This window comes from Sulfurimonas sp. hsl 1-7 (assembly GCF_030577135.1).
In the GTDB taxonomy this organism is placed as follows: Bacteria; Campylobacterota; Campylobacteria; order Campylobacterales; family Sulfurimonadaceae; genus Sulfurimonas; species Sulfurimonas microaerophilus.
The window spans coordinates 375,432-390,962 of sequence record NZ_JAUIRR010000002.1 but is presented as its reverse complement, the minus strand read 5'-3'; the positions used below and the strand labels follow the sequence as shown (position 1 = coordinate 390,962).

The 15,531-nt window shown below is 36.4% G+C and carries 16 protein-coding genes; 5 read left to right on the top strand and 11 right to left on the bottom strand.

Annotation, left to right across the window (positions count from 1 at the left end; all coding sequences use genetic code 11):
• Positions 1-36: 36 nt before the first annotated feature.
• The 8 genes from QWY88_RS05690 to QWY88_RS05655 are packed head-to-tail and all read right to left on the bottom strand — an operon-like array spanning position 37 to position 8,844.
• Positions 37-2,070: a motility associated factor glycosyltransferase family protein gene (locus QWY88_RS05690; protein WP_304544974.1), complete on the bottom strand. Its 2,034-nt coding sequence runs from the start codon at positions 2,068-2,070 to the stop codon at positions 37-39.
• Positions 2,063-2,755, bottom strand: a complete 693-nt coding sequence (locus tag QWY88_RS05685) for an acylneuraminate cytidylyltransferase family protein (RefSeq protein WP_304544972.1) — start codon at positions 2,753-2,755, stop codon at positions 2,063-2,065. Before QWY88_RS05685 ends, QWY88_RS05690 begins: the two co-directional genes overlap by 8 nt.
• The gene (locus QWY88_RS05680; RefSeq protein WP_304544970.1) at positions 2,755-3,801 is read right to left on the bottom strand and encodes a nucleotidyltransferase family protein; all 1,047 of its coding nucleotides are present in this window, start codon (positions 3,799-3,801) and stop codon (positions 2,755-2,757) included. Before QWY88_RS05680 ends, QWY88_RS05685 begins: the two co-directional genes overlap by 1 nt.
• Entirely contained in the window at positions 3,788-4,957 is a 1,170-nt protein-coding gene (gene neuC / locus QWY88_RS05675; RefSeq protein ID WP_304544968.1) for a UDP-N-acetylglucosamine 2-epimerase, read from the bottom strand. Before neuC ends, QWY88_RS05680 begins: the two co-directional genes overlap by 14 nt.
• A complete protein-coding gene (gene neuB, locus QWY88_RS05670; RefSeq protein ID WP_304544966.1) occupies positions 4,954-5,949 on the bottom strand; it encodes an N-acetylneuraminate synthase in 996 nt (331 codons plus the stop codon). Before neuB ends, neuC begins: the two co-directional genes overlap by 4 nt.
• The gene (locus QWY88_RS05665; protein WP_304544964.1) at positions 5,946-6,524 is read right to left on the bottom strand and encodes an acetyltransferase; all 579 of its coding nucleotides are present in this window, start codon (positions 6,522-6,524) and stop codon (positions 5,946-5,948) included. The genes neuB and QWY88_RS05665 overlap by 4 nt, the downstream gene beginning before the upstream one ends.
• Positions 6,521-7,657, bottom strand: coding sequence for a LegC family aminotransferase (locus tag QWY88_RS05660; RefSeq protein ID WP_304544962.1), 1,137 nt, complete (start codon positions 7,655-7,657; stop codon positions 6,521-6,523). Before QWY88_RS05660 ends, QWY88_RS05665 begins: the two co-directional genes overlap by 4 nt.
• Positions 7,657-8,844, bottom strand: coding sequence for a UDP-N-acetylglucosamine 4,6-dehydratase (locus QWY88_RS05655; RefSeq protein ID WP_304544960.1), 1,188 nt, complete (start codon positions 8,842-8,844; stop codon positions 7,657-7,659). Before QWY88_RS05655 ends, QWY88_RS05660 begins: the two co-directional genes overlap by 1 nt.
• 106 nt (positions 8,845-8,950) lie before the next feature.
• Between QWY88_RS05655 and fliD the strand changes: the two genes are divergently transcribed.
• The 3 genes from fliD to QWY88_RS05640 are packed head-to-tail and all read left to right on the top strand — an operon-like array spanning position 8,951 to position 10,997.
• Entirely contained in the window at positions 8,951-10,330 is a 1,380-nt protein-coding gene (gene fliD, locus QWY88_RS05650) for a flagellar filament capping protein FliD (protein WP_304544958.1), read from the top strand.
• Positions 10,331-10,381: 51 nt separating this feature from the next.
• Entirely contained in the window at positions 10,382-10,753 is a 372-nt protein-coding gene (gene fliS / locus QWY88_RS05645; RefSeq protein WP_304544956.1) for a flagellar export chaperone FliS, read from the top strand.
• Positions 10,743-10,997 (top strand): hypothetical protein, encoded by a 255-nt coding sequence (locus QWY88_RS05640; protein ID WP_193113758.1) that lies wholly within the window; start codon positions 10,743-10,745, stop codon positions 10,995-10,997. The genes fliS and QWY88_RS05640 overlap by 11 nt, the downstream gene beginning before the upstream one ends.
• Here the strand turns inward: QWY88_RS05640 and QWY88_RS05635 are convergent.
• Positions 10,987-11,685: an SDR family oxidoreductase gene (locus QWY88_RS05635; RefSeq protein ID WP_304544953.1), complete on the bottom strand. Its 699-nt coding sequence runs from the start codon at positions 11,683-11,685 to the stop codon at positions 10,987-10,989. The genes QWY88_RS05640 and QWY88_RS05635 overlap by 11 nt on opposite strands.
• A gap of 23 nt (positions 11,686-11,708) precedes the next feature.
• On the opposite strand from QWY88_RS05635, the gene QWY88_RS05630 reads away from it, so the two are divergent.
• The gene (locus tag QWY88_RS05630) at positions 11,709-12,539 is read left to right on the top strand and encodes an HAD-IIB family hydrolase (protein WP_304544951.1); all 831 of its coding nucleotides are present in this window, start codon (positions 11,709-11,711) and stop codon (positions 12,537-12,539) included.
• Positions 12,529-13,764 (top strand): sugar MFS transporter, encoded by a 1,236-nt coding sequence (locus tag QWY88_RS05625; RefSeq protein ID WP_304544949.1) that lies wholly within the window; start codon positions 12,529-12,531, stop codon positions 13,762-13,764. The genes QWY88_RS05630 and QWY88_RS05625 overlap by 11 nt, the downstream gene beginning before the upstream one ends.
• Here QWY88_RS05625 and QWY88_RS05620 read toward each other — a convergent pair.
• Together QWY88_RS05620 and QWY88_RS05615 are read right to left on the bottom strand one after the other, a co-directional pair.
• The gene (locus tag QWY88_RS05620) at positions 13,761-14,723 is read right to left on the bottom strand and encodes a HupE/UreJ family protein (protein WP_304544947.1); all 963 of its coding nucleotides are present in this window, start codon (positions 14,721-14,723) and stop codon (positions 13,761-13,763) included. The two genes, QWY88_RS05625 and QWY88_RS05620, sit on opposite strands and share 4 nt — an antisense overlap.
• Positions 14,724-15,482, bottom strand: coding sequence for a peptidylprolyl isomerase (locus QWY88_RS05615; protein WP_304544945.1), 759 nt, complete (start codon positions 15,480-15,482; stop codon positions 14,724-14,726). It lies immediately after the preceding gene.
• Positions 15,483-15,531 lie beyond the last annotated feature (49 nt).

Sequence of the window (15,531 nt, the reverse complement as noted above, 5' to 3'; positions counted from 1 at the left end):
AAAGTCTTATCCCTCTTTTCACTAGGAGATTTTCTCCTAGTGATGCTCTACAGATTTTAAAAAGTTCTCCAAAAACTCTTCATAGTATGTTACAACACGTGTTAATTGTGTAACAAGCAGTTTATTTAATTTTTTGATATGTCTTTTTGGATTATCAATCTCTTTCGTATTTATAAAGTCAAACAGGTATCCGCTTATCATTTGAATATAGAGTGTAATGATATTATTCGTATCTTTTGCTTCTTCAACATCATGTTCTGTCAGTATATCTATAAACAATCCTAAAAGATCGTAGTGGTATTGGTCTATAGAACTAAACTTAAGTGTTTTAAATTCCTCTATACGTTTTAAGATGTTTTTTGCATGTATAACACGTTGTTGTATATCTTGATATTCCTCTTGAGTAAGTCCAATATCAGAGGCATCTTCAAAAGTTGATTTTAAATCTTTAAAGAGTTTTTGTTTATCAAGAACCGGAAGTGACTGAGGATCGAAATCTTCACTTTTAAGTGGCGTAGTATTTGAGATATATGCTCCGTCTGAAAGGTTAAAAGAGTGTTGATCATCTTTTTGGAGATTTCGTACTATCCCTTTAATCTCCATAAGTGAAGCGATAAAGTGTGGTGTAGTCGGAACCTCGTCTAAAAAGTTTCCTTTAGTTGAAAGAACTGTTTCATGATAGTTAATATCCTCTTCTAAATCGAGTTCATGTTTAATATCAAGTGCTTTACTATGGAGATGTCCTTCAAGGTGTGTTTGCCCTGTTTCAGCATCCAGCGCCATATCAAGACCAAGTGTATAGATCTGTTTTGCTCCGAAATATATAGATAACACATAACTCATAATACCAACATTTGAAGCCGTAATATGTCCATAATCTTTTTTGATTGAAGCTGCCGCTTGGAAGATGTACATATTCTCTTTTTTGAAAGCTTGTGCAAATTCAGGGTATGTAAAAGAGGCAAAAAGAGTAATACTGTCATCAAAGAACTCCATAGAAGAGACCTTTTCAAGGTGTTTCATACTCGCTTCAAATCCATCAACATGGATAATGATGTCAGGCTTTATATTATTTTTCTCCAATAAGCCTAAAGCAGCACTTACGGCAATAATAATGAAGTGTCCTTTGTTGTTTTTAACCCATTCTATATCTTTTTGTAAAGAGGGACCTGCCCCAAGAACTAAGATAGGATTTGTATGGAAAATTGAAGCTTTTTTTAATCCGTTAATACTGACAAACTTGTATTGTTCTTTGAGATATTCCAATGGTCTTAGATATACCTGCATTACTGCTGAATGAGGGAACTTCAGGTAATCTTGAGAGATGATAGCACTATGCATAATCTTTAGTTTTTCTGTTGAATGGCTTAGAAGAGGGAAGTATTTTAGATAGTGGTTATATACAGGCATTGTACGTAAGAATGAATATACTTTATATCTAAATGCTTCTTCATCGTCAAAGATAGAAAAGATGATTGTTACGCCATCATCTTTAAGAAGTTGATAGTCAGTAACATAGAGTGATAGATAAAATAGTTCAAGGTCATCTTCTACTATAAAATATGTAGTAGCATGGATTTTTTCATGCACTTTTATAAGATGTAGTCCAAGTCCAACACCCATAAAAATAAACTTGTAAATCTTTTTCATAGTTGTTGTTTCTTTTGAAGCATACTGATTCGTATAATGTACGATCGGAGCAATAGTTGAGAGTGAAGAATCTACGATATCCATCTCTTCATACTGCTTTAAACTTTCCTCTGAAAATGTTAAGTCTCTAAAAGTTTCAAAGAGGTTGTCTTGTTTTGAATAATCTATATTTTTAGCAATTATTTCGGCATGTTTGTCACTATTAACACCGTAAAGCCATTTTCCACTCTCTATCTCTTGGACATCAAAATATCCCTCTTTTGTATACTCTAAATTATACTTTTGTGTGTAGTAACCATTGGCGATTGCATTTTCAAAAGCCATTAATTTTTCATATAGAACGGGTACTTCTTTTTGAAAAAATAGTAAGTTTTTTTGAAATTTCTCTTGTGCTTCTTGCTCTATGCGTTGATTATCCATTCTGTTCCTTTAGTAGAAGTTCTGCAAATAAAAAGTCGATCTTTGTATCTATATCGATCGAGTGTTGTTGCGGCATCTCGTAAGCGAAAATATTATTTTTCAGAAAAAAGCTACCGTTTTCTAAAAATTTATCTATTTTGGCAATATATATTGCACCGTTGAGCCTGTAATATGTTTCTAAATCTTGACTTCGCTTGTTGAGCACTTCCTCTTTTAAAAAATGCTCCATTGACTTATCTTCAGATAGTGTATTGCTCCAAAGAGGACTATGCTCCATCTCACAAACAGAAATTATGCCCTCAGCGTCTTTGTTAATGAGAAACTTTATCGCCTCATCTATATCCTGAGCCGTTCTTAAAGGACTTGTAGGCTGGAGTAAAACAATGTAGTCATATTCTTTTGAGTTCTCTATTACATGTTTTAGTGTATCAAAGGTAGTTGCCGTATCACTTGCTAATTCCTGCGGACGCAGTAGTGTTTCAGCTCCGTAGTTTTTGGAAAGCTCTAAGATCTCACTATCATCGCTGGAGACTACAAGAGCATCTAGATACTTACTTTTTTGCGCTGCTTCAATGCTCCATCCTATCAGCGGTTTGCCTGCCAAATCTAAAACATTTTTTCGGGGCAAGCGTTTACTGCCGCCTCGTGCAGGAATAACAGCTAAAAAAGTTTTCCCGTTAAGCATTAAAATATCTCACCATATTCAGTTTGTGCCTGTTCAAAGTCACTCATACGACCGATATCCAGCCAATACTCATGGATCGGAAAAGAGATGGTTTTTAGATCATCTTTAATGATATCTTCGAAAAGTGTCGGCATGTCATAAAACTCTTCTTTTGGAATATACTCGAAAACTTGAGGTGAAAGTACATAGATACCGGCATTGACAAAAAACTTATGAACAGGTTTCTCCTCTATGGCAGTGATGCGGCTTCCATCAGTCTGGATCACTCCATAAGGAACCTGATAATCATACTCTCGTACACACATGGTCGCTACAGAATGCTCAAATGAGTGAAAATCAAGAAGATGTTCAAAATTAACATTTGTAAGCAGATCTGCATTCATGACAAAAAACGGCTCTTGCGGTCTATCTTTTATAAGGCTGAGTGCCCCTGCAGTACCGAGTCTTTGAGTCTCTTGGATATAGTCAATGTTCACCCCTAAAGCACTTCCGTCACCAAAATGCTCTTTTATCATATCCGCTTTGTAGTTCACACTGATAGTGATATTTACAAAACCGTATTTTGCAAAGTTTTCAATAATAGTTTCAAGTATCGGTTTATTTCCCACTTTTAGAAGGGGTTTTGGAACATCATGTGTTAAAGGTCTTAGACGTGTACCCAGACCGCCGGCCATAAGTATTACATGATTTTTTTTCGCATTGGTTTTTAAGAGGTTTGCGAGGTCTTCGATCTTTACGAGTTTGCCGTCATTGTCGATAATCGGGATTTGATAGATCTGTTTACGAATAGCTTTTTGAACTATAAGTTCTTTAGAATCGTTGATAGTTGCTAAGGTTGGTTCTTTAAAATAAAGATCTTCTATAGAAGAATCGAGTGTAAGACCGTGAAGCAGACCCCTGCGAATATCTCCATCGGTAAGTGTCCCTACAACTCTTTCATTGTCATCTAAAACAATAGCAATTCTCATTGCCCCTTTATCGATAACTTCCAGGGCTTTTTTGATAGTTGCTTGTTTATGTAACAGTATCTCTTTATATTTTTGCATCATCCCCTCCTAAATCATAAAAACTTTTTTGAAAAATTGTTTGTAATGAAACGTTTTTTAACTCTTCTTTGATAGTGTGAGCAGTTTTTATTCCCTCATACGGGTTTTTTGTTGTTGTGAAAGTTTTTTCTTTGCTTTTATATACATTTTCGATAGCTTTAACTATCTCGTTTTTATTGACAGAGCAGTTGATGACACTCTTGGCCATGACTCTCCCTTTTTGACGATCCCCTATGTTGATCGTAGGTTTATTAAAACTCGGTACCTCTAAAATCCCGCTTGAACTGTTGCCTATAACGGCATCAACATATCTAATGGCATTAAAGTAACGCAGTTGCCCTAAAGAGGTAAACGAGACTGCCCTGTGTAAATTATTACTAACATACTCATCGATCATCGTATTGATTATTTTTCCACCCTCATCGGCATTTGCTTTAGTAAAAATGATCTTTATATCTTCAAACTGGTCAAGAGCATCTAAAAGTGCCTGAAATTGCTCTTTGGGTGTTAATTCAGAGATCGTCTGCGGATGGTAGGTAAGAAGGAGATTCTTTTCTCCAAGTTCACAACCGATAGAGTCTTCAAAATCTTTCTTACTTAAACGTTGAACTTTTTTAGAGTTTTCAACTCCTAATGCTCCGACATTAAACACTCTTTTTGGATCTTCTCCGAGTTGAATAACCCTTTGTTTATAGATCTCTGTAGATGTAAAATGGAGGTGAGAAAGTTTTGTAACAGCATGTCTGATCGAATCATCAATAGCCCCCTCGGTTACCTCTCCACCATGAATATGGGTAATAGGGATATGGAGCATAAATGCAGCCGTAGCAACGCTGAGTATCTCATAACGATCCCCTAAAATTACTACTATATCTGGTTTAAGTTGTTGGAGTGTTTTTGTTATATCGCATTGAAGTTTTGCCATAGAACACGATAGATCTTTTGCTGTATCACTAGAGAGTTCCATGGGCACTTTGGCAGTGATATCGAAATCTTTTTCTATCTCTTTATATGTCTCACCAAATTCTGCTTCTAAATGTGTCCCTGTAATAAGCGTTTGTAATTCCAATAGAGAATCACTTTTGATCTCCTCCATAAGAGGTTTTAAAAGTCCATATTCTGCCCGGGTTGTCGTTACTACACAGATTTTTCTCATATCAGTTCATCTTTTGTGTAATCTTTTTGAGCTTGAGTACCGATTATTTTATCCCATTGCATAGGGTTTATACCGTTTCCAGGACGTTTGATGGTAAGGTTCTCCCCAGTGAAAAGCTCCCCTTTTTGTATATCTTGTGCCGCTACAATTGATTTTCTCGCAACTACGATATTAGGTGTTTCACTTGGAGAGGGTTTTTTAATTCCGTCACCGAGTGCTAGTTCAATATTGCGTATAGCCTTTACCATTGCAATTAATTCATGTGGTTCTAGTGACGCTTTGTGATCTGGGCCTTCCATCGTTTTATCGAGTGTAAAATGTTTCTCAATCACACTCGCTCCCATCGCGACTGCCGCGATATCTACCTCTATACCCAACGTGTGATCACTGTATCCATAGGCTATATCGAAACTGTCTCCTATGGTATTCATCGCTTTTAAATTTACATCTTCCATAGGGGTAGGGTACATTGTGTTTGCATGGAGGATGGTGATATTGTTTTTAGAAGTACCTGCATTTATTAAAATATTTAAAGCATCTTCAATCTCACCCATATCAGCCATTCCCGTAGAGAGAATCACTTGTTTGTTAAGCTCGCCTATCTTTCTTAGATATGGGAGGTTTGTTATCTCACCGCTCGGGATTTTAAAGATTTTTAATCCAAGATTGTCTAAAAGTTCAATACTTTCATGATCAAAGGGAGTTGAGAGGAACATAATGTTTTTTGTTTTACAGTAGGCTAAGAGTTCTTGATGTGTTTGCAGATCAAGCTCAAGTTTTTTGATCATGTCAAACTGCGATTCTTCTGAATCGGTTGTCTCTTTTTGGTAAGCGGCTTTGTCGGCATTTTTACTTACGAGTTTTTCAGCTTTGAAAGTTTGAAACTTTACCGCATCGGCTCCCGCCTTACTTGCTACATCGATCAGTTTTTTTGCCAGTTCAATAGAGCCGTTATGGTTCACTCCCGCTTCAGCGATGATAAAAACACTCATTTTGCAATGCTCCCGGCTTTGATAAAACCGTTGATCTCTCGGTACTCTTTTGTTGTACTCTGACTACCGACGAAGGTTCCCTCTTTCACTACAACACCCCCGTTTATAATGGCACCGGTGGATATATGGCAATGGTCTTCTACTTGTGCATCATGTTCAACTAAAGCTTTTGTGTTGATAATGCAGTTTTTTCCAACTTTTGCATCGGCATTTATTAAAGCATGATGCATAATGACACTTCCCTCTGCGACAGAAGCATGGCTAGAGACGTACGCAAGGGGTGACTGGATGGTTGGGAGTGTAAAGCCGATCGACTTTAGTTTATCAAATAGTTTTATACGAAGGGTATTTGAGCGGATTTGACCGACGGTTACAAGTGCATACTTGTAGTCTTTAAAGAGTTGTTCAAGTGCATCATCAGAAGCAATCACCTTATAACCAAGAACTTTTGTTCCGATTTTTTCAGCTACATCAATGATACCGGCGATCTCAAACTTATTCTCTTGCTCTATAACATCTATAACACTTTTGCAGTGTCCGCCGCCGCCGATGAGAAGTATACGATCTTTTTTCATAGGGCGCTACTTGGGATATTTACTACTCTCTGTGCAAGAGATTTCGCATTATCAAGGTTGGTTTTTTGGGCATCTTTAAACATCTCTAACTCATTCATAAGTTTCCAGATAGGACGAGTCATCACTCCGTGTTCATTTGTAAAAGCCAAAAATTGATCTCTTTCTTTCTCATCTTTTAAAAGCACTCCATTGAGCCAGTAGTTTGAATCGGCACCTTTTGGTGCTTTTATAAACTTTATATCATCATATTGTGAAAAAAACTCTTCATATTTTTTTGCGATCTCTTTTTTAGATTGTAAAAAATCATCGAGTTGTTCGAGTTGCGCTACAAGAAGGGCGGCATTGAGATTTGGCATACGGTAGTTATAGGCGATCATATCGTGGACATATTCCCATTTATGAGGCACTTTCGCCGTTGTAGTAAGATGTTTTGCTTTTTTTGCCAAGGCTTCATCATCTGTGACTATTACGCCACCTCCGCCGGAAGTGATAATTTTATTGCCGTTAAAACTAAAAGCACCTATTTTTCCGAATGTTCCGGTATGTTTTTGTTTGTAAAAAGAGCCTAAACTCTCAGCAGCATCCTCAACGAGGGTTATATGCCACTCTTTACAAATTTCGGCAATTGTATCTATTTGGCACGAATGTCCGAAAGTGTGCATCGGCACGCACGCCTTGATCACTTTGTTTGTTGTTTTGTTGCGGCACACTCCATCCTCTACAACACAGTTTTGCTCTAAAAACTCTTTGAGATGAGTAGGACTCATCCCTAGGCTCTCCTGCTCTACATCGATAAATATAGGCTTTGCACCGCAATAGCTGATGGCATTACAGGTTGCAATAAAAGTTAAAGGCTGTGTGAGTACTTCATCATTATCTTCTACACCTGCTAAAAGAAGCGAGATATGAAGAGCTGATGTACCGTTAACGGTAGCTACGGCATATTTACTCCCTACGTACGCAGCAAAATCTTTTTCAAATTTATCTACAAAAGCACCGACACTTGAGACAAAAGTGGAATCGATACATTCGTTGAGGTATTTTTTCTCATTACCACGAAAACGGGGTTCATGCAGTGGTATAAACTCTTTTGTTTTGTAGAGTTCTTGGATAAATTTTACAATCGTTTCCATTACATTTTTCCATCAAGATATTTATGTTTGTCTTCATACTCAAAGTTTGGCAGCAGCTCTAAAAAGAGTGCTACGATATGCTCTTTATTCCATTGCTGTGCTTGGAGCATCATATCTATATCGTGCTCGAATTTTCCAAGGAGCACGGGATCGAAGTTGAGTTCATTTTTGATAATTCCAAGATTTTCAAACCGCTGCATATCGAGTATTTCATTCTCTGTGAAAAACTCCTCGAAATCTTTTTCACCGGTTGTATCACTCGGGGTGAAAAGACAAGGCCATTTTCCTGCTTTTGGTAGAGTATGTGCAAGCTCTCTGGCTTCTTGTTCATCTTTACACAGATAGGGTTCATACCCTTTTTCTTTTAAATATTTTACTGCAATTTCTGAAAAGGTGATCAGGTGGAGTGCTTCAGAGAGTTTAGGGAAAAATATATCACGATTTTGTCCAAATATACAAGACATTAAACATAATTCTCCACTCTCTTTAGGGGTTACAAAATAGCGTTTTATATCATTTGGAGCAACTAAAGGCTGCTGCTTTTCAATTCTTTGATTAAAACCGTGTAGAAGTGAACCGTCAGAGAAGGCGACATTGGCAAAGCGTGCCATCGAGACATCGATATTAAGAGAGTTTCTGTGAACAAACATCTCCATAATACGTTTGCTCGCACCCATCATGTTTACCGGATTCGCTGCTTTATCCGTTGAAACGCAAAAATACTTTTTGACACCCTTGTCAATTGATTGTTTGAGTGTTTTGTCGGTGTTAAAGATATTTGTTTCTATCATCCGCATTAGGGTAAAAGGGTCTTTTTCACTTCTTACATGTTTGAGTGCCGAGAGGTTTAAAACATAATCATATTTTCCGTCTTGGGCTATAAAAGCATCATACTCCCGTGAACCTATATCTAAAGCGAATGTTGCAAACTCTCCGTCGATATAACCATATGAACTTCGAATATCACGAACGAGTTCAACTAAATTGTTCTCGGAAATATCAACTACATGAAGTTTTTTAGGATTGCGTTTAAAGATCTCTTTTGTAACAGCCTGACCGATAGAACCGGCTCCACCTAAAACTAAAAAAGAACTATCCGATACAATTTTAGAGAGTTGTGTCTCGTGTGTAACTATGTCGTGTTGAAAAAGCTCTTTATTTCTACCGATTAATCGTAATGCATTCATGCAAAGATTATAGCAAAAAAGATACCACAATATTTTGTTAAAGAATTTAATAAAAGTGTCGATATGATCCCTAAAGAATAATATATATATAAGAAAAGGATCTATCATGGCAATTAGTTCATTAGGTTTAGGATCGGGTGTTTTAACGATGGATGTACTAGACCAACTAAAAGCTGCAGATGAAGCTGCAAGGATTAATCCGCTAGAAAGACAATTATTAACTATACAAGATAAACAAGCTGAATTCAATGTTCTAGATGCGACGATGACAAACTTATTCGATAGTATTTGGGAACTAAAATCACCAACTCTGTATGACGGGCGTTCTACAAGTGTTAGTGGTACATCAGTAGAGGTAACGGCTTCTGCAAACAGTGATATTCAAAGTTTTACGTTAAATGTTCTCTCATTAGCTACAACTCAGATTGAGCAGTCTGGTTCATTTACGAGTGCAACAACTGCAGGTCTTGTAGCAACTGCTGCAGGGAGTATGAATTTAAATGTAAACGGGACTGATTATACAATCAACTATGATCAAACAATGACTTTAGATGATATAAAAGCAGAGATCAATAACGTTGCAGGAGCAGATGTAAACGCGACAGTTGTACAGGTTGCAAGCGGTGACTTCCGTTTATTTTTAAACTCTGTAAATACGGGAACTACTCAAGATATTACTATAACAGATACAACGGGAAATCTTGCAGGGACACAGTTAACTACAGGTATGACAGCTGTACAAACAGGGAGTGATGCGCAGTTTGAGTTTAACGGACAATTGGTAACAAGAACTTCAAATAATGTAACTGACCTTATAACAGGTTACGATATCACTTTAAAAGAGGTTGGCAGTTCAACGGTAGACGTTACGCAAAATCGTGATGAGATTATGATGAGAATTGATAGTTTTGTAGAAAAGTATAATTCTGCGATGACTTATTTAAACAAGGTAACAAAAAATAGTATAGAATCAGATGAACGTGGTCTTTTCTCTTCTGATAGTACTATTAGAAATATGCAAAATGCGATTAGAAATGCAATGGATACTATCGGGGGTGGTGTTAGTAACCTTTATGAATATGGTTTTGATATCGATAAAGACGGAAAATTAACAGTTGATAAAACGGTATTGAATGACAAACTTGATACAAATGCAGGTAATGTAGAGGTCTTTTTCTCGGGTGGTAACTATGATAACGGTGATGGTACAACAACGGCGATCGATGGAGCATTTACTGAGTTATATAATGTAGTGGAAACTTATACAGGTCTTGGGAAAAGCTTAGATAATCTAAAAACGAGTATCAGTGACTCTATCTCATCTTTAGAAGAGAGAAAAGCTACTGCAATTGAAAGATTGAATAATAAGTATGACACAATGGCTCAGCAATGGGGTGCTTACGATTCTCTTATAGCAAGATTTACGAGTTCTGCGAATGCATTTATTATGATGGTAAATGCGCAAAGTGCTTCAAGTAGTAACTAAAGTTTTTAGTGAAATTGACCGATATATATATAATTAACAAAAGGATTTGAAATGTACGCAAATACAGCACATAATATTTATTCAGAAAATAATGTATCAATAGAATCATCAGAAAAATTAGTAGAGCTTATGTATGAAGGTGTACTTAGATTTAATATGTTGGCAAAAAAAGCTATGGATGCAGGAATCATTGAAAAAAAGGTATATTGGATTAACCGTTCTATAGCTGTGATAGATGAATTAGTAGCTATCTTAAACTTTGAAGGTGGGGCTGTTGCACACTACTTAAAAGGTTTATACAATTACCAAATTACGCTACTTTTAGATGTGAATATGCACAATGATGCAAAAAAACTTGAAGAGTGTACAAACGTATTTAAAGAGTTGCTTGAAGCATGGAGAGATGCTACACATGTGGCTTAATGAGCTTAAAGTTGCTATCATCCAAAAGGATGTTGCGCAACTTGAAAAGCTTTTAGACGAGACCCCTCAACTCGAAAAAAAAGAGGATATAGAAAGTGCTATTTACCTTTTTAAGGCTGCTATAGAGCTTTTAGAGACACTCAAATCTGAAACAGCAACTTCTATGAAACAGATAAAAAAGAATATAGATTTTCTAAACTCTACTAAAAGAGATTCAATTAATAGCCTAGATATTACCTCTTAGGCTTTTTATTTATCCCAAAGTGTAAACTTCTAATAGTATATTCACTAACAACTGCCCCTTTTCTCATACTAAGGATATGTTCTAAGGCATCTGCGATATCCTCAGCTAAAAGCCTCGAGTTTTCATCATCACTTACATTAAAGTGTAAATCATCATAAAAATTACTCTCTGTCATATCCGGATTGATATTGGTGATGCTGAGTTCAGATTTTCTCGTCTCTTCAAAAAGGGCATCACTGAATGCTTTGAGCCCAGCTTTCGTAGCACTGTATACGCCGGCAAATTTACTTGAACGGAGTGCTTCGATAGAGTTGATGTTGATGAGGTAGCCCTTGTTTTGTTTTAGTGATCGAAGAGTCGCATTTGTAAGGAGCATCGGAGCGGTAAGATTTAAAAAAGTCATCTGTGTAATTGTTTTAGAATTTAACTCTTCATGTGGGGCAAACTTTCCAAACCCTGCACAATTGATCAGTATAAAGATCTCCTCTTTTTTCACTTTTTCTATAAGTTGCAATGTTTGTTTCTCATCACTTAAATCACATTGTATAGCTTTAAAATTATCATTGTCAAAAAGAGCCTCATCAATACTTCGGCTAACACCGATAACACTATAACCCAATGCTAACAACCGTTTTGTTAGTGCATAACCTATCCCGCTGCTTGCACCCGTGACTATTGCGTTTTTCATGAAAACTCCCTATACTATTAACTATGAAAAATATATATATAACTGACCTTGATCATACATTTTTACGAACAGATTTATCTGTAAGTGATTATACTAAAAAAATATGGAACTCTTATGAAAAAGATGCCATTATCTCGATAGCAACGGCGAGAACTTATAAAAAAACAATGCAGTTTTTAAAGGGTGTAAGCATAAATGCACCGATGATACTTCTTGATGGAGCACTTATAGCAACAACCGAAAAAAAGATAGTAGATACGAAATTTATCTCCAAAAATGTTGCGGATGAGATCATCGATGAAGGTGGTAAGCTTGGAATCTATCCTTTTGTTCTTTCATTGGTCGATCAAGAACTCAATGAAGCGTTTACCTACTCTACTACGCTTAATAACTATCAAACAGAGATATTAAAACGTTATGCTAACGACGACCACACACAAGGTTTTAAAAACTTGCGTGCAATGGATGATAATTTTAAAATTGTTTATATGGCTGATGAAGCGATACTTATTGAACTAGAACAAAGAATAAAGAAGATATTCGGAGATGAATTAAAATATATCTTAGCACCTGAAGCGTATATGGGATGCTATTTTTTAACTATCTTGCATAAAGATGCTGATAAAGCCCACGGTATTACAAGTGTGAGCGAAGCAGCGGGATTTGATCTTAACCGTTTAAGTGTATTTGGGGACAATCTCAACGATATCGGGATGTTTAATCTGGCAAACACTTCTGTGGCAGTTGCAAATGCTCATGACGATGTGAAAAAGATGGCAGATATTGTTTTAAAGCACAGTAACGATGAAGACGGCGTGGCAAAATATCTGGAGGAATTGAAAAATGATGGATAGAAGTGCAACAATTCTCTCTATGAGTATCATAGCGGTTTTATTTTTTATATTTGGGTTTGTGACGTGGCTAAACGGTTCATTAATCCCGTTTTTAAAAGTGTTATGTGATCTCAATGAGTTTGAAGCATTGTTTGTCACTTTTGCATTTTATATCTCTTATACGGTTATGGCATATCCGATGTCGTATCTTTTGGAACTCACCGGATATAAAAAGGGGATGAGTTTAGGTTTATTTGTGATGGCGGTTGGAAGTCTGCTTTTTATTCCTGCTGCTTTTATGAGAGAGTTTGGGATCTTTTTACTTGCTCTTTTTGTTTTGGGGACAGGGCTTACAATTTTACAGAGTGCTTCAAATCCTTATATCGTTTTACTCGGACCTATTGAGAGTGCGGCGCGTCGTATCAGTATTATGGGGCTTATAAATAAATCTGCAGGAGTTCTCGCACCTATTGTATTTACTGCATTAATTTTATCGGATATTCCGGTACTTGAAGAGTTGCAAGAGAGTAATTTGGATCTGTTATCGCAGACATTAGTTACACCTTATCTTGTTATGGCCTCTATTTTATTGGCACTGATTTTATTTGTACATTTCTCCCCTTTAAAAGATGTTGAATATGAGGAAGATGATACTTACGATCATGTAAGTATTTTTAGATTCCCCCATGTAATTTTAGGTGCAATCGCACTGTTCTTTTATGTAGGTATTGAAGTGATGGCAGGGGATACCATCGGGTTATACGCTCAAAGTCTAGGGGTAAAAGATGTCACTATTCTTACCTCTTACACAATGGCATGTATGGTGTTGGCATATTTTATCGGTATCCTTGCAATCCCAAAACTTTTATCACAAAAAAGCGCACTTGCACTCTCATCACTTCTAGGGATAGTGTTTGTCTTTTTGATTGTTTTTACTCCAAAAGAGAGCCATATATTTATGGAAACAATCCCTGATACTGTATTGTTTGTAGCACTGCTTGGTCTTTCAAACGCTTTGGTATGGCCGACCATCTGGCCTTTGGTACTAGAGGGATTAGGGCGACATACTCCTAAAGCGAGTGCACTTCTAATTATGTCGATTGCAGGGGGAGCTTTACTGCCGCTTCTTTTTGGGCGTATCTCACTCTATACAAACGATATGCAGATGAGTTACCTCTTAGGGATTGTAAGTTATCTTTTTATCCTATTTTACGCACTTAAAGGGCATAGAATAGGGAAAGATTAAAAAGGTATTCTCTCTAAGAGCCAAAAGGAAGATACAGAGCCTATGGTATAGGCCACGGCTATATCTATTCTCTTCTCACTAATAAACTTATGCACTATTTTTAAAAGTAATGCAGCAAGCAAAATAAAAATAATTTGCCCAAGCTCTATTCCAAGATTAAACGAAAAGAGTGAAAGGGGGATCTCATTATGGGGCAAGCCGATCTGAGAAAGGTTTGATGAGAACCCGAAACCGTGAATCAGGCCAAATAAAAATGCTACGATCCCTAAGTGCCTCTTTGTAAATGTTTGACGTTTTAACATTATCTCTTTTGCCAAGAAGAGGATGCTTAGTGCTATCATCGCTTCTACATACGCAATGTTAATTGTTGCTGTACCTAAAATACCAAATACCAAAGTGATAGAATGGGAAAGGGTAAATGCCGAAATTGTATAAAGCAGTTTACGTAAACTTACAGATAAAATGAGAAGTCCCATCACAAACGAGAGGTGATCAAAGCCGGTTAAGATATGTAAAATTCCTAATTGGAGATACTCCATAAAAAGTTTTAGTTTTGAGCTTTGTTTGTTGAACTCCATAAAAGGTGTAGTAGCTCTTAGCAGAGATTTATAGATAGTATCATCACTCTCATAACGTACAACTACACCCCGATCACTTGAAACAAGACCCTCTACCCAGATTCTACTCTGTTTTAAACCGTTTTCTCCACAGTTAAGTTGATATTTTCTGAGAATAAAGCCGTTTTCTATTTTTTTTAGAGTGGGCGTGTCCTGAATGCATCGTGAAGGGTAGTTGATCGTGATATCTTCATCCCTTGTATCTGAAAGGGGTTTTTTATACACTACATCTATTGTGGCATCACTGTTTTTTTTAAGATCGATAAACGATAGCCCCGTCTGGTGTGCTTGTGAAAAAACAGAGAAAAGAGTCAGAAGAAAAACTATACGAAATAAAGGCATCTATTTTTGTTCTTTGATAATATATTTGCTATAAATTTTGGCATATGCCTGTTGTTCGTTGAGTACTCTAAAACTCTTTTTATAGTGCTCATATACAATCCCTTCAACCTCTTCAAAAGAGTAGGGCTCAGATACCTGTTTGTTTGTTATATAAAACAGTTTGTTATCAATCACTTCACTCCAAAATCCTTCTTGTAATGTGGAGATTTTCAGAGCGGTATAACTACCGAATTTTTCTTTGATTGCATCTGGAGTAAGTTGCTCATACTTTTTGGCAAAAGGGCGAAGGTCGGTTATAGTTGAGAGTTTCTGTATCACATTTTTTTCTGTATTTTGATCAACTCTTAAGAGATAAAGGTTCAAAGAGTTCACTTTGCTGTAGTCACTAAGATGTGCTTGATAAAACTGATGAAGTTGTTCTTCAGAAGGTTCTTGAAATTCTATATCATTTTTAAAGAGGTACTCCATTTTTTTTAGTAGATGTTCATCTATTTTTGGATCATCCCTATAAAGTCCTAGGGAATAGGCTTCTTCCAAAAGTATTTTTTGATATGTAAGATACGCTAAAACTAGTTTTGGAGCTTGTAGCTGTGTTTCATTTTGTAAGTTTTTTAGCTCATAGTTTGCAATGACAAGAGTTGGTTTTGAGATGCTTGACTCTTTCTCTTTGGCATAATCAAAGTAGTAATAAGCCAATCCTCCTAAAACTAAAAAGTGCAATAATGGTTCATAAAGAATTTTTTTTGTTATATTTATCATATATAAGTATATAAAGTGTATAATAAATACTATATTAAAAAGAAGGTTT

Excerpts from the sequence above, each read along its gene's own strand:
- QWY88_RS05690 (WP_304544974.1), bottom strand. The coding sequence starts at position 2,070 with ATGGATAATCAACGCATAGAGCAAGAAGCACAAGAGAAATTTCAAAAA.
- QWY88_RS05685 (WP_304544972.1), bottom strand. The coding sequence starts at position 2,755 with ATGCTTAACGGGAAAACTTTTTTAGCTGTTATTCCTGCACGAGGCGGC.
- QWY88_RS05680 (WP_304544970.1), bottom strand. The coding sequence starts at position 3,801 with ATGCAAAAATATAAAGAGATACTGTTACATAAACAAGCAACTATCAAA.
- neuC (WP_304544968.1), bottom strand. The coding sequence starts at position 4,957 with ATGAGAAAAATCTGTGTAGTAACGACAACCCGGGCAGAATATGGACTT.
- neuB (WP_304544966.1), bottom strand. The coding sequence starts at position 5,949 with ATGAGTGTTTTTATCATCGCTGAAGCGGGAGTGAACCATAACGGCTCT.
- QWY88_RS05665 (WP_304544964.1), bottom strand. The coding sequence starts at position 6,524 with ATGAAAAAAGATCGTATACTTCTCATCGGCGGCGGCGGACACTGCAAA.
- QWY88_RS05660 (WP_304544962.1), bottom strand. The coding sequence starts at position 7,657 with ATGGAAACGATTGTAAAATTTATCCAAGAACTCTACAAAACAAAAGAG.
- QWY88_RS05655 (WP_304544960.1), bottom strand. The coding sequence starts at position 8,844 with ATGAATGCATTACGATTAATCGGTAGAAATAAAGAGCTTTTTCAACAC.
- fliD (WP_304544958.1), top strand. The coding sequence starts at position 8,951 with ATGGCAATTAGTTCATTAGGTTTAGGATCGGGTGTTTTAACGATGGAT.
- fliS (WP_304544956.1), top strand. The coding sequence starts at position 10,382 with ATGTACGCAAATACAGCACATAATATTTATTCAGAAAATAATGTATCA.
- QWY88_RS05640 (WP_193113758.1), top strand. The coding sequence starts at position 10,743 with ATGTGGCTTAATGAGCTTAAAGTTGCTATCATCCAAAAGGATGTTGCG.
- QWY88_RS05635 (WP_304544953.1), bottom strand. The coding sequence starts at position 11,685 with ATGAAAAACGCAATAGTCACGGGTGCAAGCAGCGGGATAGGTTATGCA.
- QWY88_RS05630 (WP_304544951.1), top strand. The coding sequence starts at position 11,709 with ATGAAAAATATATATATAACTGACCTTGATCATACATTTTTACGAACA.
- QWY88_RS05625 (WP_304544949.1), top strand. The coding sequence starts at position 12,529 with ATGATGGATAGAAGTGCAACAATTCTCTCTATGAGTATCATAGCGGTT.
- QWY88_RS05620 (WP_304544947.1), bottom strand. The coding sequence starts at position 14,723 with ATGCCTTTATTTCGTATAGTTTTTCTTCTGACTCTTTTCTCTGTTTTT.
- QWY88_RS05615 (WP_304544945.1), bottom strand. The coding sequence starts at position 15,482 with ATGATAAATATAACAAAAAAAATTCTTTATGAACCATTATTGCACTTT.